The sequence below is a fragment of the Microbacterium sp. sgz311019 genome (genome assembly GCF_056135325.1).
Map to the genome: position 1 here is coordinate 260,260 of NZ_JBWAXO010000005.1, position 15,915 is coordinate 276,174.

The window sequence follows — 15,915 nt, forward strand, 5'->3', positions numbered from 1 at the left end:
CGGGGTCACCGGAAGAGGGGTGGCGGTCAGGCGGTCCTGTCCGGTGCCGCGGGAAACGTCACGCGGAAGGATGCGCCGCCCTCCGGCGCGTGCGCCGCGGACAGGGATGCGCCGAGGCGCTGCGCGAGGCGGACGGCGATGGACAGCCCCAGTCCCGTTCCCACCGGCCGCGCATCCCGGTACCGGCCGTGGACGACGCCGCGGTCGAAGACGTGGGCCAGATCGTCGGCGGTGAGCCCGGGTCCGTCGTCGCGCACCTCGATGCTGCGGGAGTCCGGCCGCCCGATCATCACATGCCCGCCGGCGGGGACGGCGCGCAGGGCGTTCTCGATGAGCCCGTCGAGCAGCTGCCGGGCCCGCATGGGATCGGTGTGCAGCAGGCCCGCCGGCCCAGCCGCGGTCAGGAGCTCGATCCTCAGTGCCTTCGCCCGCGCCGACCAGGCGCGCACGGCATCCGCGACCAGGGCGGCCGGATCCACCTCCGAGAACGACAGGGTGAAGTCGTCGGCATCCAGACGTGCGAGCTCGAGCAGATCGCTCACGAAGCGGTCGAGGCGGACCGTCTCCGCGACGAGCGTGGTGCCGACCTCGGCGGCCTCGTCCGGGGCGATGAGACCGTCGGCGAGCGCCTCTGCGTAGCCGCGCACCGCGGTCAGCGGTGTCCGCAGCTCGTGGGAGACCGAGAGGAGGAACTCCCGCTGCCGCCGCTCGCTGGCCGCCAAGGCGCTGTCGAGGGCGGTCAGCGCCGAGGCGATGTCATCGACTTCGGCGAGCCGCTGCGGGGGGATCCGGATGTCGCGATCTCCCGCGGCGATCCTCCGGGCGACCGCCGCGGTCGACCGGAGCGGTCGCGCGGTGGCGCGCGCGAGCAGGGCTCCGACGCCGATGGCGATCAGGAGCCCGATCAGCAGGGCACCCAGCACGGACAGCACGACGGCCTGGCTGGTGCGCTGGACGTCCTCGACGCGCTGGGCGGCCACGATCGCCCCGCCGCCGTCCAGCGGGTGCGAGACCAGGACGAAGGTGCGGCCGGCCACATCGACCGTGGTGGAGACCGGCGCGCCCGCCGCAGCCTTCGCGAGCACTCGAGGCGTGACGAGGGCTCGGGCCGGACCGCGGAGCGCACCGTCGGGGGAGAGGATCGCGAGACGCGCACCTCCCGCACCGCTGGAGGCGACGGCGCGATCCCGTGCCGCGGGGGACTCGGCGGCGAGCACCGTCGCCTGCGTCGTCAGCTGGCGCCGCACCTGCAGGTCGACCGCGAGCGACACGAGCGGGAGGGATGCGGCGGCCGTCACGAGCACGGCGACCACGGCCACGATGGTCGTCGCCAGCATGGTCCGCCCGCCCAGTGTGCGCAGCCACCGCCTCACCGCGAGCCGCCCATGCCGTAGCCGACGCCGCGGACCGTGCGGATCGCACCCATCCGCCCGAGCTTCGCACGCACCTGCGCCACGTGCACGTCCACCGTGCGCGTGCCCGCGTACGAGGCCGTTCCCCAGACGGCGGAGAGGAGGTGCTCGCGCGAGAAGACACGCGAAGGCTCACGCATGAGGTGCGCGAGCAGGGCGAACTCGGTGGCGGTCACGTCGATGGGAGCCCCCGCGACCTCGACGCTGTGCCGCTGCTCGTCGAGCACGATGTCGCCGACCTGGAGGGCGGGCGCGTCGCTCGGGCGCTCGGCGCGTCTGAGCACTCCGCCGACGCGGGCGACGAGCTCGCGCGGCGAGAAGGGCTTGGTGAGGTAGTCGTCACCGCCCAGCTCGATTCCGAGGATGCGGTCGACCTCGTCGTCGCGAGCCGTCACGAAGACGATGGGCGTCCAGTCGCCCTCGGCCCTCAGGCTGCGGCACAGTGTGAGACCGTCGATGCCGGGAATGCCGATGTCGAGCACGATCGCCACGGGCCGGAGCTCCCGGATGCGGCGCAGAGCGGCGATGCCGTCGCGCTCGACGTGGACGCCGTACCCCGCTTCGGTGAAGTACCGCCGCTGCACGTCGGCGATCGCCGGCTCGTCCTCGACGAGCATGACGAGGCCGCGCCGCGCATCCACGATCACATTCCACCAGGGCCCGCTTCAGGACGGGATGCGAACCGCGGATCCTTTACACACCTCGAACACAGTGCGATCGCGCGGGGTGCATCGCTCGGCACGCGAGCACTCCCGTCTGCGCTCACCCCAAGCGGGGTGTGCGCGGCGGCTCGGTGCGGCGGGAACCCGTCGCCTCGAACGCCGCGGCCAGCTCCAGCAGCGCCGTGTCGTCGTACGCGCGGCCCGAGATGGTGAGGCCGACCGGCATCCCGATGTCGGACATCGTGCCCATCGGCACGGTGACCGACGGGATGCCGAGGTGCCGCGGCACGAGGTTCCCGTTGGCGACCCACACGCCGTTGCGCCAGCCGAGATCGGCGGATGCGGGGTTCACGTCCATGTCGGCGGGACCGACGTCGGCCATCGCCGGGTAGATGACGGCGTCCAGGCCGAGCTCGTCCATCCAGTTCTCGAGGTCGATCCGGCGCGTCTCCTCGAGCCCGCGCAACCCCTCGGCCAGGTGCGGAATGGCCGTCAGGTCGGTGATCGGGTGCGCGCGGAACTGGTCGGGCAGCTCGTTGATGTCGTCGTCGAACCCGGTGTAGCGGTCGGGGAGGGCGCCGGGCGGAGCGGGGAAGATCTGCGCGCCGTCGACCTGCGTCAGGCTGTGCAGGGCGGGATCTCCGTTCGCGTCGAGGAAGTCGTTCCAGCTCCACGCGCACAGCTCCACGACCTCGCTGCGCAGGAAGTCGGGGGGCACGAGCCCCCGCGTGGCGATGGTCGGCGCGCCGGCCCGGTCGCCCTCGTAGTTCGTGACGGCGGGAAAGTCGACCTCGACGACCTCGGCGCCCGCGGCCTCGAGGTCGGCGCGCGCGGCCTGCCACAGATCCATGACGGAGGGCCGCGTCTCGACGGCCTGCCCGGTCGGGCCGCCGATGCCGGTGCCGGTGCCGGCATCCGGATCAGCGTTGATGTACATGCGCGGCGCGCCGAACCGCTTGCCGCGCAGGCGCTCGCGGGCGGCGTCCGCCGAGGCGGGGGAGAGGGTGCGATACGACTCAGGCCGCACCTCGGATGCGGCGGGCAGCTCGACCCACGGCTGCCGGCGCCAGAAGTCGCCCCGCGTCCGGGCGTCGTCGGCCACGACGACGTCGAGGATCTCGAGGAGATCGGCCATCGTGCGCGCATGCGGCACGACGACGTCCTGCGTCGGGACGAGCGGCCAGTTGCCGCGCACGGAGATGACTCCGCGGCTCGGGCAGTACGCGACGAGCGCGTTGCAGGATGCGGGGGCCCGCCCGCTCGACCAGGTCTCCTCGCCGAGGCCGAAGGCCGCGAAGCTCGCCGCCGTCGCGGTGCCCGAGCCGTTCGACGAGCCGCTGCCGAAGGCGCTCGTCAGCCACTCGGCGTTGTACGGGCTCTCGGCGCGGCCGTAGAGGCCGCGCTGCATCCCCCCGTTGGCCATCGGCGGCATGTTCGTGAGGCCCAGGCAGATCGCCCCGCCCGCGCGCAGCCGCTCGATCGTGAAGGCGTCGCGCTGTGCGACGAGCTGTGCGAACGCCGGCGATCCCGCCGCGGCGGTGAGCCCGCGGACGAGGTAGCTGTCCTTCGCGGTGTAGGGGATGCCGTCGAGCGGCCCGAGCGTCGCGCCGCGCGCGCGGCGGGCGTCGGAGGCCTCGGCCTCCGCCAGGGCATCCGGGTTGCGGACGACGACGGCGTTCAGCGCGGTCTCGGTGTCGGGCGGGTCGTACGCGTCGATGCGGGCGAGATACGCGCGCACCAGCTCGACGCTCGTGACCTCGCCGGACTCGAGCGCGGACCGCAGGTCGGCGATGGATGCTTCGACGACATCGAACATGTCAGGCTCCCGCCACGGACGGCTGCTGCTGGGTGATGCAGTGGATGCCGCCGCCTCCGGCGAAGATCGGCCGGGCGTCGACCGTCACGGCGCGGCGGTCGCCGGGGTACGCGGCCTCGAGGATCTCGCGGGCCTGCGCGTCCCCCCGCTCGTCGCCGAAGCCGCACGCGATGACGCCGCCGTTGACGACGAGGTGGTTCACGTAGGAGTAGTCCACGAAACCCTCGTCGTCGCGGATCGTCTCGGGGGCCGGCAGATCGATGATCTCGATGGTGCGGCCGGCGGCATCCGTCTGTCCCGTGAGGAACTCCTTGAGCTCCTTCGAGACCCCGAAGTCGGGGTGCTCGGGGTTCTGCTGCTGGTGCAGCATGACCGTGCCCGGCCGGCCGAAGGCCGCGACGATGTCGACGTGCCCGTTGGTGCCGAAGTCGTCGTAGTCGCGCGTGAGGCCGCGCGGCAGCCAGATGGCCTTCGTCGTGCCGAGGGTGCGGGCGAACTCCGCCTCGACGCGCGCCTTGTCGGCGTAGGGGTTGCGGCGCTTGTCGAGTTGCACGGTCTCGGTGAGCAGGATCGTGCCCTCGCCGTCGACATGGATGCCGCCGCCCTCGTTGACGAGCATCGAGCTGACGAGCTCCGCGCCGACGATCCCCGAGATGAGGCGCGCGTGCTCCGCCGACTTCTCGAAGTCCGACCAGCCGCGGTCGCCCCAGCCGTTGAAGACCCAGTCGACCGCCCCGAGCGCGCCGGTCTCGTCGTCGACGACGAACGTCGGGCCGTGATCGCGCATCCAGAACTCGTCGACCGGAGCCTCGACGATCTCGATCTCGCCGCTCAGCATGCGCCGCGCGCGGGCGATCTCGCTGGGGTCGACGACCATGGTCACGGGCTCGAAGTCGATGATCGCGTGGGCGACGGCGCTCCAGGCTTCGTAGTAGTGCGCCTGCTCTGCCGGGTCGTCGCCGAGTGTCTGCCCCTGCGCCGGGAAGGCCATCCAGGTGCGGGCGTGCGGCGCACCCTCGTGCGGCATCCTCCAGGCCATGCTGCCCCCTTCGGCATTCGGCTCCGTTATTGATCTAGCGATCAATAGGAGAGTTTCCTACACTGGCGTTCACGATGTCAACACCGCAGCGCACACGCAAGAGCCCCGAGGAACGCGCAGCTGAGATCCAGCAGGCGGCCGTGGCGCTCGCCCGCGAGCAGGGTCTCACCGCGCTCACCCTGCGATCGGTGGCCGAGCGCGTCGGCGTGACGCCGGCACTCGTCGCGCACTATCGGCCCAGCATGGACGCCCTCGTCGCCGACGTCTTCGCGGACATCGTGGGCGAGGAGCTCGCCGAGGTGCGGGCGGTCGTGACGGGAACGCCGGGCCGGCGGCTCGCGCGACTGTTCGCGACGATCCTCGGCGACGGCCGTGACGACGTCACGCTCGTGTGGGTCGAGGGATGGGCCCAGGCCCGGCGCAATCCCACCCTGGCGGCGGCGATCGACGAGCAGATGGCGGCCTGGCAGGCGTTCGTCTCCGACATGATCGCCGACGGACGTCGTCAGGGCGTTTTCACCACGGACGATCCGGATGCGGTGGCCTGGCAGGTGCTCGGCATGATCGACGGCCTGGCGGCCCACGCGCTCGCCCGGGGAACCGACTCCGCGCCCTTCGTCGCTCGGCTCGCGCAGGCGAGCGAGGTTCTGGTGGGCGCGGAGCCGGGCACGGTCACTGCCGAGTGACGGTCCCCTCCGCGTCGAGCTCGAGCGTCGCGTCGAGTCCGAGCCGTGCGAGGAACGCGTCGTCGTGGCTCACCACGAGCACTGCTCCGCGATAGGCCGCCAGGGCGTCGACGAGCTGATCGACCGTGTCGAGGTCGAGGTTGTTCGTCGGCTCGTCGAGCACGAGCAGCTGCGGCGGCGGGTCGGCCAGCAGCAGCCGCGCGAGGGCGACGCGGAAACGCTCGCCCCCGGACAGCGTCTCGACCGCCCTGTGCACGGTGTCGCCGCGCAAGAGGAAGCGTGCGAGCCGGTTGCGGATCTCCGGCGTCGGCACGCTGGGCGCGGCCGTCTCGACGTTCTGCAGCACCGTGGCGGCGTCGTCCAGGCCGTCGACGCGCTGCGGCAGGTAGCCGACGTGTTCGACGGACAGCCCGTCGCCGGTTCCGACGAGCCGCTCGAGCAGCGTCGTCTTGCCGACGCCGTTCGGACCGATGAGGGCGACCCGCTCCGGCCCCCGGATGATGTGCGTGCCGATCGTCGCGATGCGCCTCCCCGCCGGGACCCCCGGATCGGGCAGGTCGATGTGCACGCGGTCGTCGTCGCGCACCCGCCGTTCGGCGGCGTCGAGCGCGGCGCGGGCGCCCGCCTCCTTCTCGCGGGTCTCGGTGCGCAGCTTTCCGGCCGACACCTGTGCGGACGACCGCAGACCATTGGCGACGATCTTCGGCACGCGCTTCTCCTCGAACGCCTTGCGGCCCATCTGGGCGCGCGTGGCGAGCTTGGACTCCGCCTGGATGCGCTGACGCTTCTCGCGGCGCAGGTCCTTCCGGGCATCGGATTCGGCATGCCGCGCCGCATCCTGCTCGGCATCCAGCCAGGCCCGCCATTCCGAGTACGGTCCGCCGAAGACCGACAGCTCGCCGCCGTAGAGCTCGGCGGTGTCGTCCATCAGGTCGAGCAGAGCGACGTCGTGGCTCACCACGACCAGCGCCTCCCGCCACGAGCGGACCATGTCGTACAGGCGCGCGCGTGCGTCGCGGTCGAGGTTGTTCGTCGGCTCGTCGAGGAGGGTGACGGATGCGTTGCGCAGACGGATGCCGGCCACCGCGGCCAGCACCGCCTCTCCGCCGGAGAGCTCGCCGACGCGGCGATCCAGCATGCCGGGGAGCCCCGCCTCGTCGAGGGCGGCGATGGCCCGCGCCTCGACGTCCCAGTCCGTGCCGATGGTGTCGAAGTGCTCCTGTGCGACGTCGCCGGACTCGACCGCGCGCACGGCCGCGAGCACCGGCGCGATGCCGAGCAGCGCCGACACCGGACGGTCGACCTCGAGGGTGAGCTGCTGCGGAAGGTACGCCACGTCGCCTGCCGAGACGGTGCCCGACGAGGGCGTGAGCAGACCCGCGATGAGCCGGAGCAGGGTGGACTTGCCGGATCCGTTCCGGCCGACGAGACCCGTTCGTCCCGCGCCGAAGGCGCCGGAGACGCCGTCGAGGGCGATGGTGCCGTCGGGCCACGCGAACGAGACGCGGTCCAGGACGACGGATGAGAGTGTGGTGGGCATGAGGTCTCCTCGAGATGTCGGATGCGCGACACCGAGGAACCTCGAAGCGCCCGGAAGGACACCGGGGGAGGAGATCGACGGCCGCGCGAGATGGAATCTGCGAGCGCGACGCGTCGAAAGGAACGATCGACGATCAGCGCTTACAGCGCGATGGCGACGATCTCCGTCATTTCATTCCTGACCTGGGGAACAAGGACGATCCACGTTAGCGCATCAGTGCGAGAGGTCGTCAAGACGATGGACGAGGAAAGTCCGGACATCGCCCAGCTCCTCCTCCGAGACGCTGTGGGTGAGGCCCGGATACACGCGACCGGACAGGTCGACATGGGCGGGCAGCCAGTCGACGGTGTGCTCGACGAGGGCGCTGGGGATGACGTCATCCCGCGTCCCGCGCCCCCAGAACACGGGCGGCCGGCGCGCGGCGAGCTCGGCATCCCGCGGCAGCTCGCCCGGTGAGACGTAGCCGCTGAGGTTCACGGCGAACGCGAAGCGCTCCGGCTGCAGGCGCAGCGCCTGCAGCGACACCGCGCCGCCCTGGGAGAAGCCGAGCAGGCCGACGGGCGGCGCATCCGCGCTCTCGTCCAGCGCCGTCGCATCCAGCCACTCGATGACCGCGGATGCCGCGAGCGTTACACCCTCCTCCGCGTCGAGGGCGTCGATCGCGTACCAGGCGTTGCCGGTCATGGGCCACGGCGGGGCGAGCGGAGCACGGACCGATGCCATGACGAACCCGTCGGGAAGGAAGGGCACGAGCCCGAACAGGTCGTTCTCGTCGGAGCCGTAGCCGTGCAGCAGCACCAGGAGGGGGCGTCCCTCGCGCTCGGCCGGCGGCGCCGACCAGCGGACGACGTCGGGGTCCAGCGTGGCATCGGACGGCGTCATCCGCCCATCATCGCGCGAAGAGGGGACACGAGCCATCCTGAGTGCGCGCCCGGGGAGGGACGGGTATACAGGAACCATGCCTGTCCGCACCCCAGATCCGGATCCCGACGAGCGCGGCGAAGAGCCCCCCGGGAGGTTCGGCGCGAATCCGCCGTTCGGCGGGACGGGGTCGTTCGGCGCGAATCCGCCCTTCGACGCCAATCCGCCCTTCGGCGGCGCGACCGCGAATCCGGGCTGGCTGACCGATCTCGAGCTCGCCGAGGTGCGCCGGCGACTGCCGATCATCTACGTCGAGGCCGTGCCCGTGCGCACCGACGGCATGGGCGCCGTGACGGAGGTCGGAATGCTGCTGCGGGCGACGCCGCTCGGCGAGATCACGCGCACGATCGTCTCGGGGCGCGTGCGGTACGGCGAGACGGTGCGGGATGCGCTGTTCCGCCACCTCGAGGACGACCTGGGCCCCATGGCCTTCCCGCTGCTGCCGCCGCAGCCGAACCCCTTCACCGTGGCGGAGTACTTCCCGATCCCGGGCGTCAGCGCGTACCACGACGACCGTCAGCACGCCGTGTCGCTCGCCTTCGTCGTCCCCGTCACCGGCACCTGCGAGCCGCGGCAGGACGCGCTCGAGGTCACCTGGCTCTCGCCGCAGGAGGCGGCATCCGATGCCATCGCCGCCGAGATGGAGGGCGGCCGCGGCACCCTCGTCCGGATGGCGCTCGCGAGCGTCGGCGCGCTGCGCTGATCAGCCGGCCAGCTGCTCCAGGGTCTGGATGCGGCCGGGCGCGGACTCCAGTGGCTCTCCCTCGAACGCGCCCGCGATCGGCGAGATCATGACCTCGTCGATGCCGTGCTGCGTCGCAAGCGCCGTGAGCTGCGTGCGCACCTCCGGACCGGTGCCGACGAACCACCGCGGACGCATGCGGGTCACGAGATCGTCGACGGCCGGATCCGGCTCCGCCGCCTGCGCCTGTTCCACCGTCTCGAGCGGGGTCGCGGGGCGACCCGAGCGCAGGCGGCCCATGGCGCGCAGCTGAGGGAGCGCACGTGCTTCCGCCTCGTCGGCGGTCGGCGCCGCGACGGCGTTCGCGGTGAGGAAGGTGCGCGGCTCGGGGTGCCCCTCGGAAGGGTGGTACTGCGTCCGGTACAGCTCGAGCGCCCGCTCCAGGCCGTCACCGGAGAAGTGGTTCGCGAACACGTAGGGCAGACCGAAGGATGCCGCCAGCTGAGCGGAGTAGTCGCTCGAGCCGAGCAGCCAGATCTCCGGCGTGCCCGCCGCTGCCGGCGTCGCGTGCACCGAGTACTCGCCGCCCGACGTGAATCGCAGCGTCGCGCCGCCCGGCGCGACGAGGGATGCAATGTCGCGCACGTGCTCGGCGAAGCGCTCGACGTCGCTCGTCGTCCCCTGCTGGCGCAGCAGCTGCGTGATGACCGGATCGCTGCCGGGGGCGCGGCCGATTCCGAGGTCGATGCGTCCGGGGGCGATCGCCTCGAGTGCCGCGAACTGCTCCGCGACGACGAGCGGCGCGTGGTTCGGCAGCATGACGCCGCCCGAGCCGACGCGGATCCGGGAGGTGCGCGCGGCGGCGGCCGCGATGAGCACCGGCGGGGTGGTGGACGCCACCGAGGGCATGTTGTGGTGCTCGGCGAACCAGTAGCGCCGATAGCCGAGGTCGTCGGCGCGCGATGCGAGACCGAGGGAGGCGGCGACCGCCTGCGCGCTCGTCTGGCCGGTGCGGACGGGGATCAGGTCGAGGACGGAGAGCGCGATCATCCTCAGCGGCAACCCCTCGGCATCCGCTCGCATTCCCGGCGGAGCCGCTAAGGGATGATCGTGAGCAGGGCGCCGGGCTGCACCGAGCAGACGATGCTCTGCCCATCGCCGAACTCGTCGCCGTCGAGTTCGATCGGCCGCGGGGGAGTCGTCGCGACCTCCACGGACTCTCCGCGCAGATAGTGGATCGACGTGTCACGGCCGCGGCGCTCGAGCACCCGGCGACCTGCGCGCGAGCGCAGCAGCACGCTGTTGTCCCACCACACCTTGCGCCACACGCCGAGCCATCCGAACCATCCGGTCGGCTGGATGACCATGACATCGAGCAGGCCGTCGTCGACCGCCGCATCCGGGATCAGCGCGATGCCGCCCGGCAGCTGGCCGCAGTTCGCGAACAGCACGCTCTGCACGCGGGTCGTGTGCAGGCGCGATTCGTCGAGCGAGTAGATGACGCGGAACGGTTTGGCGCCGGGCAGGGCGCGGGCGGCGCCGTCGACGTACGCCATCCAGCCGACGTGCTTCTTCAGCTGCGGGCGCGTGTTGGCGATCATCGCGGCGTCGAGGCCGATGCCTGCCATGACCACGAACGCGTGCTCCTCGATGTCTCCGCCGTCGCGTGTGATGCGGGCCAGGCCGACGTCCGTTCGCGTCACCTTGTCGCCGAAGGCGGCGGCGACCATGATCTCCGGGTCGTCGAGGGGCAGCCGGAGGTTCCGCGCGAAGAGATTGCCCGTGCCGCTCGGGACGATGGCGAGCGGCACGCCGGTCCTGGCCATGGCGCCCGCGACGGCGCGCACGGTTCCGTCGCCGCCCGCGACGAGCACCACGTCGACCTGCTCCTCGAGTGCTCGCGCGGTCACGCCGTCGCCCAGATCCTCGACGGTGGTCTCGAAGAAGAGAGGAAGCATCCATCCCGACCGCTTCGACCAGTGGACGACGCTGGCGCGCAGCATCCGCTTGTCGACCTTGATGGGGTTGTAGATGAGGGCGGCGCGCTTGTGTCGCTCCGAGTCGTCGCCCATGGGGGCAGGATAATGCCCCGGCTGCGCGGAAACGCTGTGCGAGACTTGACCAATGATCGACCCCGTGCTTCTCCGCGACAATCCCGAGCTGGTCAAGCGCTCGCAGGAGAAGCGGGGAGAGTCGCCGGAGACGGTGGATGTCGCGGTCGCGGCCGACAGGGCCCGTCGAGCTGCGATCACCGCCTTCGAGGAGCTGCGTGCCGCGCAGAACGTCCACGGAAAGCGGGTCGCCCGGGCCTCCAAGGACGAGAAGCCCTCGCTCGTCGTCGAGGCGAAGGAACTGAGCGAGCAGGTCAAGAAGGCCCAGCACGCCGTCACCGCCGCCGAGGAGGCGGCCGATGAGGCGTTCGCCCGCATCGAGAACATCGTGATCGACGACGTCCCGGCCGGCGGAGAGGCGGACTTCGTCACGCTGCGCACGCACGGGGAACCGGCATCCTTCGCCTTCGATCCGCTGGACCACCTCGAGATCGGCGAGCGGCTCGGAGCGATCGACATGGAGCGCGGCACGAAGGTGTCGGGCAGCCGCTTCTACTTCCTGACGGGCATCGGCGCACGGCTCGAGTACGCGCTCATGTCGCTCGCGTTGCAGCGCGCGCTGGATGCCGGGTTCATCCCCATGATCCCGCCCACCCTCGTGCGGCCCGAGGTCATGCGGGGAACGGGATTCCTGGGGCAGCACTCCGACGAGGTGTACCGCCTCGAGAAGGAGGATCTCTACCTCGTCGGGACGAGCGAGGTTCCCCTCGCCGGCTATCACATGGGCGAGATCATCGACCTCGCGCGCGGGCCGAAGCGGTACGCCGGCTGGTCGACGTGCTACCGCAGCGAGGCGGGCTCGTACGGCAAGGACACCCGCGGCATCATCCGCGTGCACCAGTTCAACAAGCTCGAGATGTTCGTCTACACGACCGCGGAGGATGCCGAGGCCGAGCACCTGCGCCTCGTCGCGATGCAGGAGGCGATGCTGCAGGACCTCGGTCTCAGCTACCGCGTGATCGACGTCGCCGCCGGCGATCTCGGATCGAGCGCCGCGCGCAAGTACGACGTCGAGGCGTGGGTGCCGACGCAGAACGCGTATCGGGAGCTCACCAGCACCTCGAACTGCACGACCTATCAGGCGCGGCGCCTCGACATCCGCCACCGGCCGGAGGAGGGCGGCCGGACGCAGCCCGTCGCCACCCTCAACGGCACACTGGCGACCACCCGCTGGATCGTCGCACTGCTCGAGACCCACCAGCGCGAGGACGGCTCCGTCGTCGTGCCCGAGGTGCTGCGGCCCTATCTCGGGGGCCTCGAGGTCATGGAGCCGATCGCGTGACCGACACGGCCGCCGACGTGCACGCGTCCTCTGCTCGAGACGCCGTGGCCCGCCTCGTCGCGCTCGACGTCGACGGCACCCTCCTGCTCGAGGACGAGACCCTGAGCCCCGGAATCGTCGACGCCATCGCGCACGCCGCGGCCGCGGGCAACGAGGTCATGCTCGCGACCGGGCGCAGCTGGGCGGGCACGGAGTGGGTGCTGCGCGAACTCGGCATGACGCCGGAGTTCGTCGTCTGCTCGAACGGCGCCGTCGTGCTGCGCCGCGCCGGCGACGAGTACGAGCGGTTCCACACCGAGACATTCGACGCATCCGAAGTCCTGACGCTGCTCGTGCGCTATCTGCCCGACGCCCACTACATGGTGGAGCTCCCCGACGGGCATCGCCTGTACACCGAGCAGCTCGAGCATTGGAATCTGCGGGATGCCACGCAGGTGCCGTTCGCGGAGCTCTCCGCCCAGCAGGTGTGCCGCGTCGTCGTGGTCTCGCCCGGTCAGAGCGATGAGGACTTCATGGAGCTCGTCGAGCGCATCGGCCTGCACCACGTCTCGTACGCCATCGGCTGGACCGCGTGGCTCGACATCGCCCCGCTCGGCGTCGACAAGAGCACGGCCCTCGAGATCGTCCGAACCGAGCTGGGGGTCGCCGGCTCCCGGGTCGTCGTCGTCGGCGACGGGCGCAACGACCTCGGCATGTTCGCCTGGGCGCGTCAGCACGGCGGGCGCGCCGTCGCCATGGCGCAGGCGCCCGACGAAGTGCGCGATGCCGCGTCCGAGGTCACCGCGTCCGTGCACGAGGGCGGCACCGCCGAGGTCCTGCGCGGGCTCTGACCTCCCACTCAGGGCCTGCTCAGGCGGACCCGGGAAAATGGGGAGAATCGCGTCGGCTAGACTCGACGCCGGATCGACGGATGCGCGCCCTGCGCACGTCGTCGGGAGGGTTGTCCGAGCGGCCGATGGACCTGGTCTTGAAAACCAGTGGGCAGAAATGTCCCGTGGGTTCGAATCCCACACCCTCCGCACGAGCGCGAGGCGAAGCCTGAGAGGACTCGAGTGAGCCAGACGACCAAGCCCGGCAGAGTCGCGCGCCGCCCGCTTGCCCGCCACGGCCAGCTCAAGAGCCCCAATCCCTTCGCCCAGCTGCTGAAGGGACTGGCGATCGCGATCGCCGTCGTGCTGGTCTCGGGGGCCGGCGTCGCCGCCTATGCGGTGACCGACCTCACGTCCTCGTTCGCCGGCCAGGCCGTCAAACTCGACGGTGACGCGCCTGCGGCCCAGCCCCCCGGTATCGGTGCGTTCCAGGGCGACGTCAACCTCCTGCTCGTCGGCACCGACCAGTGCGAACCCGCATACGATGCGCTGTTCGGCAACCGGTGCAAGGGGGCGGATGCGTCGAGCGAGAACAACGACGTCAACATGCTGCTCCACATCTCGAGCAACCCCCGGCGCGTGACAGTCATCTCCTTCCCGCGCGACATGATGCTGCCCATCCCGTCGTGCACGAGGCCGAACGGCTCGACATCGTCGGCCGCGAGCAAGCTCATGCTCAACTCGACGTACGACATCGGCGGCCTCTCGTGCGTGGCGAAGACGATCACCCAGCTCACCGGCATCCAGATCCCGTTCGCGGCGAAGATCACGTGGGGCGGCGTCATCCAGATCACGAACGCCATCGGCGGCGTCGACGTCTGCGTCTCGGGCCACCTGAAGGACCGGCTGACGGGCCTCGACCTGACAGCCGGCACGCACACGATCCAGGGCCTGCAGGCGCTGCAGTTCCTGCGCACTCGCCATGGCGTCGGCGACGGCAGCGACCTCGGCCGCATCTCGAACCAGCAGCAGTACATGTCGCGGCTCGTGCAGAAGATCATGAGCCAGGGTGTCCTCTCCAACCCGGCGACCCTCTACAAGCTAGCCTCGACGACGGTCCAGAACGTCAAGCCCAGCGAGAGCCTCGCCAACCCGGTGACGCTGGTGCAGATCGCGCTCGCCGCCAAGAGCGTGCCGTTCGACCAGTTCGTGTTCGTGCAGTACCCCACCGGGTACGACCCGGCCAACCCGAACCGCGTCGTCCCGAACAAGACAGCCGCGACTGCGCTCCTGACCGCACTCAGCCAGAACAAGCAGCTGCAACTGACCGGCAGCAGCGGCGTGGGCACGGTTCAGCAGACTCCCGCGCCGACGACCTCGGCCGCGCCCACGACGACCGCGCCGACCACCGGTGCGACGACGGGTGCCACGCCGACGCCGACGGCGACCGACTCCGCCACGCTGCCGTCGACTGTCACGGGCACCACCGCCGCCCAGCAGACTTGCTCGAAGGCTCAGGTCTACAACGGCAACGGCTGAGCCGCCGCCTGCGTTCGCAGGCGCCGGATCGACCAGGTACTATTGACGGACGTGCCCGCTCGCGGGTGCCGCGCCTGCTCTGGTGGGCGCATGTCCGCTTCGGCGGGCGAGGAGACGTCGCATAGTCAGGCCTAGTGCACCACCCTGCTAAGGTGGAGTCCCCGTAAGGGGACCGAGGGTTCAAATCCCTCCGTCTCCGCCACATAAAACCCTGGTCAGCATTCTTTCTCAAGTCCCCGTGGGAAAGAATCGCGCCAATCGACGAGTCTTGTGCGCTCCACATGGTTGGCGACTTCTTGCGTCACGCTTCGGGGATCTTGCGCAGTGCATAGTCGCCGGTTGGCGCTCTGCAAGCAGAGTGCTCGCGAACCGTCGGGCCCCGGGGGCGCCTAATCCCTCGGTACCCAGCCCACTCTGGTCGAAGCCTCCCGAGCTCCGTCCCGCGAATGCGCGATATTGCTTGTATCGATTCTCTGTAGACTTCGGTCTGAATAAGACATAACGTGTGACCTGCCCGGCATGTCGCGGCCCATCCGAGCGCAGTCATCGACCAATCGAAGAACTCGTGAAGAGATCGCTTGCGATGTGAAACCTTTCACCGACGGGATCCCGCCCTCATATACGTGCTGTCACCGAATATCGAGCTCATCTTCACCGAGGCGGGGGACTACGCCGAGCGCGTTCGCGCGGCGGCCGCGTGCGGATTCGCGGCGGTCGAGATGTGGGGTCCGACGGGCAACGACGGGCTGTCGTCGGCGAAGGACATCCCGGCTCTGAAGGCCGCGCTGGCCGAGACTGGTCTCGAATTGACTGCGCAGCTGATCGAGCCGCGCACGCAGTTCCTCATCCCGCCGCGGGACCACAGCTCGTTCTATCGCGGGCTCGACGAAGGGGTAGCCGTCGCCGCGGAGCTGGGGTGCCCGCGCATCATGGTCAACGGCGGCACGGGCTCTGCTGGGAGCTCGCGACAGACGCAGCTCGATGAGCTCGCGGTGATCTTTCAGAAGGCGGTCGCGCAGATCGAGGGGTCGGGTGTGACCCTGATCCTCGAACCGGTCAATATCCGCATCGACCACCCTGGCCAGCTCGTGGATCGCACCCAGGATGCCGCGTACATCTCGCGGCAGGTCGACTCTCGGTACTTCGGCGTCATGTACGACCTCTACCACTCCATCGTCGAGGGGGAGGATGTCGAGCGCGAGCTGGCTCAGGCGATGGACGTCATCCGGTATGTCGAGATCGGCGACGTACCGGGTCGCGGGGAGCCGGGGACAGGCAGCGTCGACTGGCCGGCGACCCTGGCCGCCATCGAGCGATCCGGATACCAAGGGCCGATCGGCCTCGAGTTCACGCCGCGGAAGCCCTCGGCCGAGGCCGTGTCATACATCCAGCGGCTCGTGACGGTTGGCTGAAAAT

14 protein-coding genes and 2 tRNA genes are annotated in these 15,915 nt (G+C 70.7%); 8 read left to right on the forward strand and 8 right to left on the reverse strand.

Annotation, left to right across the window (positions count from 1 at the left end):
- Window positions 1-26: 26 nt before the first annotated feature.
- From AC0NZN_RS10160 to AC0NZN_RS10175, 4 genes are all read right to left on the reverse strand, one after another.
- The gene (locus AC0NZN_RS10160) at window positions 27-1,337 is read right to left on the reverse strand and encodes a sensor histidine kinase (RefSeq protein WP_474592180.1); all 1,311 of its coding nucleotides are present in this window, start codon (window positions 1,335-1,337) and stop codon (window positions 27-29) included.
- A gap of 32 nt (window positions 1,338-1,369) precedes the next feature.
- Window positions 1,370-2,053 (reverse strand): response regulator transcription factor, encoded by a 684-nt coding sequence (locus tag AC0NZN_RS10165; protein WP_474592181.1) that lies wholly within the window; start codon window positions 2,051-2,053, stop codon window positions 1,370-1,372.
- A 121-nt stretch (window positions 2,054-2,174) separates the two neighbouring features.
- Entirely contained in the window at window positions 2,175-3,890 is a 1,716-nt protein-coding gene (locus AC0NZN_RS10170) for an amidase (RefSeq protein WP_474592182.1), read from the reverse strand.
- A 1-nt stretch (window position 3,891) separates the two neighbouring features.
- Window positions 3,892-4,929, reverse strand: a complete 1,038-nt coding sequence (locus AC0NZN_RS10175) for an agmatine deiminase family protein (RefSeq protein ID WP_474592183.1) — start codon at window positions 4,927-4,929, stop codon at window positions 3,892-3,894.
- Between the two features lie 74 nt (window positions 4,930-5,003).
- Between AC0NZN_RS10175 and AC0NZN_RS10180 the strand changes: the two genes are divergently transcribed.
- Complete coding sequence (locus tag AC0NZN_RS10180; protein WP_474592184.1) at window positions 5,004-5,615, forward strand: TetR/AcrR family transcriptional regulator; 612 nt, start codon at window positions 5,004-5,006, stop codon at window positions 5,613-5,615.
- Here AC0NZN_RS10180 and AC0NZN_RS10185 read toward each other — a convergent pair.
- Window positions 5,602-7,155, reverse strand: a complete 1,554-nt coding sequence (locus AC0NZN_RS10185) for an ABC-F family ATP-binding cassette domain-containing protein (protein WP_474592185.1) — start codon at window positions 7,153-7,155, stop codon at window positions 5,602-5,604. The two genes, AC0NZN_RS10180 and AC0NZN_RS10185, sit on opposite strands and share 14 nt — an antisense overlap.
- 213 nt (window positions 7,156-7,368) lie before the next feature.
- Window positions 7,369-8,037, reverse strand: a complete 669-nt coding sequence (locus tag AC0NZN_RS10190) for an alpha/beta hydrolase (protein ID WP_474592186.1) — start codon at window positions 8,035-8,037, stop codon at window positions 7,369-7,371.
- Window positions 8,038-8,113: 76 nt separating this feature from the next.
- Here AC0NZN_RS10190 and AC0NZN_RS10195 point away from each other — a divergent pair, with 76 nt between their 5' ends.
- Window positions 8,114-8,779: an NUDIX hydrolase family protein gene (locus AC0NZN_RS10195; RefSeq protein WP_474592187.1), complete on the forward strand. Its 666-nt coding sequence runs from the start codon at window positions 8,114-8,116 to the stop codon at window positions 8,777-8,779.
- On the opposite strand, the gene AC0NZN_RS10200 is transcribed toward AC0NZN_RS10195, so the two are convergent.
- Both AC0NZN_RS10200 and AC0NZN_RS10205 read right to left on the reverse strand, forming a co-directional pair.
- Complete coding sequence (locus tag AC0NZN_RS10200) at window positions 8,780-9,808, reverse strand: LLM class flavin-dependent oxidoreductase (RefSeq protein ID WP_474592188.1); 1,029 nt, start codon at window positions 9,806-9,808, stop codon at window positions 8,780-8,782.
- A gap of 47 nt (window positions 9,809-9,855) precedes the next feature.
- Window positions 9,856-10,830 (reverse strand): diacylglycerol/lipid kinase family protein, encoded by a 975-nt coding sequence (locus AC0NZN_RS10205; RefSeq protein WP_474592189.1) that lies wholly within the window; start codon window positions 10,828-10,830, stop codon window positions 9,856-9,858.
- A gap of 52 nt (window positions 10,831-10,882) precedes the next feature.
- On the opposite strand from AC0NZN_RS10205, the gene serS reads away from it, so the two are divergent.
- The 6 genes from serS to AC0NZN_RS10235 all read left to right on the forward strand — a co-directional run bounded on the left by serS (window position 10,883) and on the right by AC0NZN_RS10235 (window position 15,911).
- Window positions 10,883-12,151 (forward strand): serine--tRNA ligase, encoded by a 1,269-nt coding sequence (gene serS, locus AC0NZN_RS10210; RefSeq protein WP_474592190.1) that lies wholly within the window; start codon window positions 10,883-10,885, stop codon window positions 12,149-12,151.
- Window positions 12,148-12,981 carry an HAD family hydrolase gene (locus AC0NZN_RS10215; RefSeq protein WP_474592191.1) on the forward strand — a complete coding sequence of 278 codons (834 nt, stop codon included), beginning with the start codon at window positions 12,148-12,150 and terminating at the stop codon, window positions 12,979-12,981. Before serS ends, AC0NZN_RS10215 begins: the two co-directional genes overlap by 4 nt.
- A 104-nt stretch (window positions 12,982-13,085) precedes the next feature.
- Window positions 13,086-13,170: transfer RNA gene (locus AC0NZN_RS10220), tRNA-Ser, on the forward strand.
- Window positions 13,171-13,203: 33 nt separating this feature from the next.
- Window positions 13,204-14,499, forward strand: a complete 1,296-nt coding sequence (locus AC0NZN_RS10225) for an LCP family protein (RefSeq protein WP_474592192.1) — start codon at window positions 13,204-13,206, stop codon at window positions 14,497-14,499.
- Window positions 14,500-14,609: 110 nt separating this feature from the next.
- Window positions 14,610-14,701 (forward strand) — tRNA-Ser (locus AC0NZN_RS10230).
- A 421-nt stretch (window positions 14,702-15,122) separates the two neighbouring features.
- Entirely contained in the window at window positions 15,123-15,911 is a 789-nt protein-coding gene (locus tag AC0NZN_RS10235; RefSeq protein WP_474592193.1) for a TIM barrel protein, read from the forward strand.
- The last annotated feature ends 4 nt before the right edge of the window (window positions 15,912-15,915 follow it).

Coding starts and splice junctions, on each gene's coding strand:
- AC0NZN_RS10205 (WP_474592189.1), bottom strand. CDS start 10,830: ATGGGCGACGACTCGGAGCGACACAAGCGCGCCGCCCTCATCTACAAC.
- AC0NZN_RS10180 (WP_474592184.1), top strand. CDS start 5,004: ATGTCAACACCGCAGCGCACACGCAAGAGCCCCGAGGAACGCGCAGCT.
- AC0NZN_RS10200 (WP_474592188.1), bottom strand. CDS start 9,808: ATGATCGCGCTCTCCGTCCTCGACCTGATCCCCGTCCGCACCGGCCAG.
- AC0NZN_RS10195 (WP_474592187.1), top strand. CDS start 8,114: ATGCCTGTCCGCACCCCAGATCCGGATCCCGACGAGCGCGGCGAAGAG.
- AC0NZN_RS10170 (WP_474592182.1), bottom strand. CDS start 3,890: ATGTTCGATGTCGTCGAAGCATCCATCGCCGACCTGCGGTCCGCGCTC.
- AC0NZN_RS10160 (WP_474592180.1), bottom strand. CDS start 1,337: ATGCTGGCGACGACCATCGTGGCCGTGGTCGCCGTGCTCGTGACGGCC.
- AC0NZN_RS10175 (WP_474592183.1), bottom strand. CDS start 4,929: ATGGCCTGGAGGATGCCGCACGAGGGTGCGCCGCACGCCCGCACCTGG.
- AC0NZN_RS10185 (WP_474592185.1), bottom strand. CDS start 7,155: ATGCCCACCACACTCTCATCCGTCGTCCTGGACCGCGTCTCGTTCGCG.
- AC0NZN_RS10190 (WP_474592186.1), bottom strand. CDS start 8,037: ATGACGCCGTCCGATGCCACGCTGGACCCCGACGTCGTCCGCTGGTCG.
- serS (WP_474592190.1), top strand. CDS start 10,883: ATGATCGACCCCGTGCTTCTCCGCGACAATCCCGAGCTGGTCAAGCGC.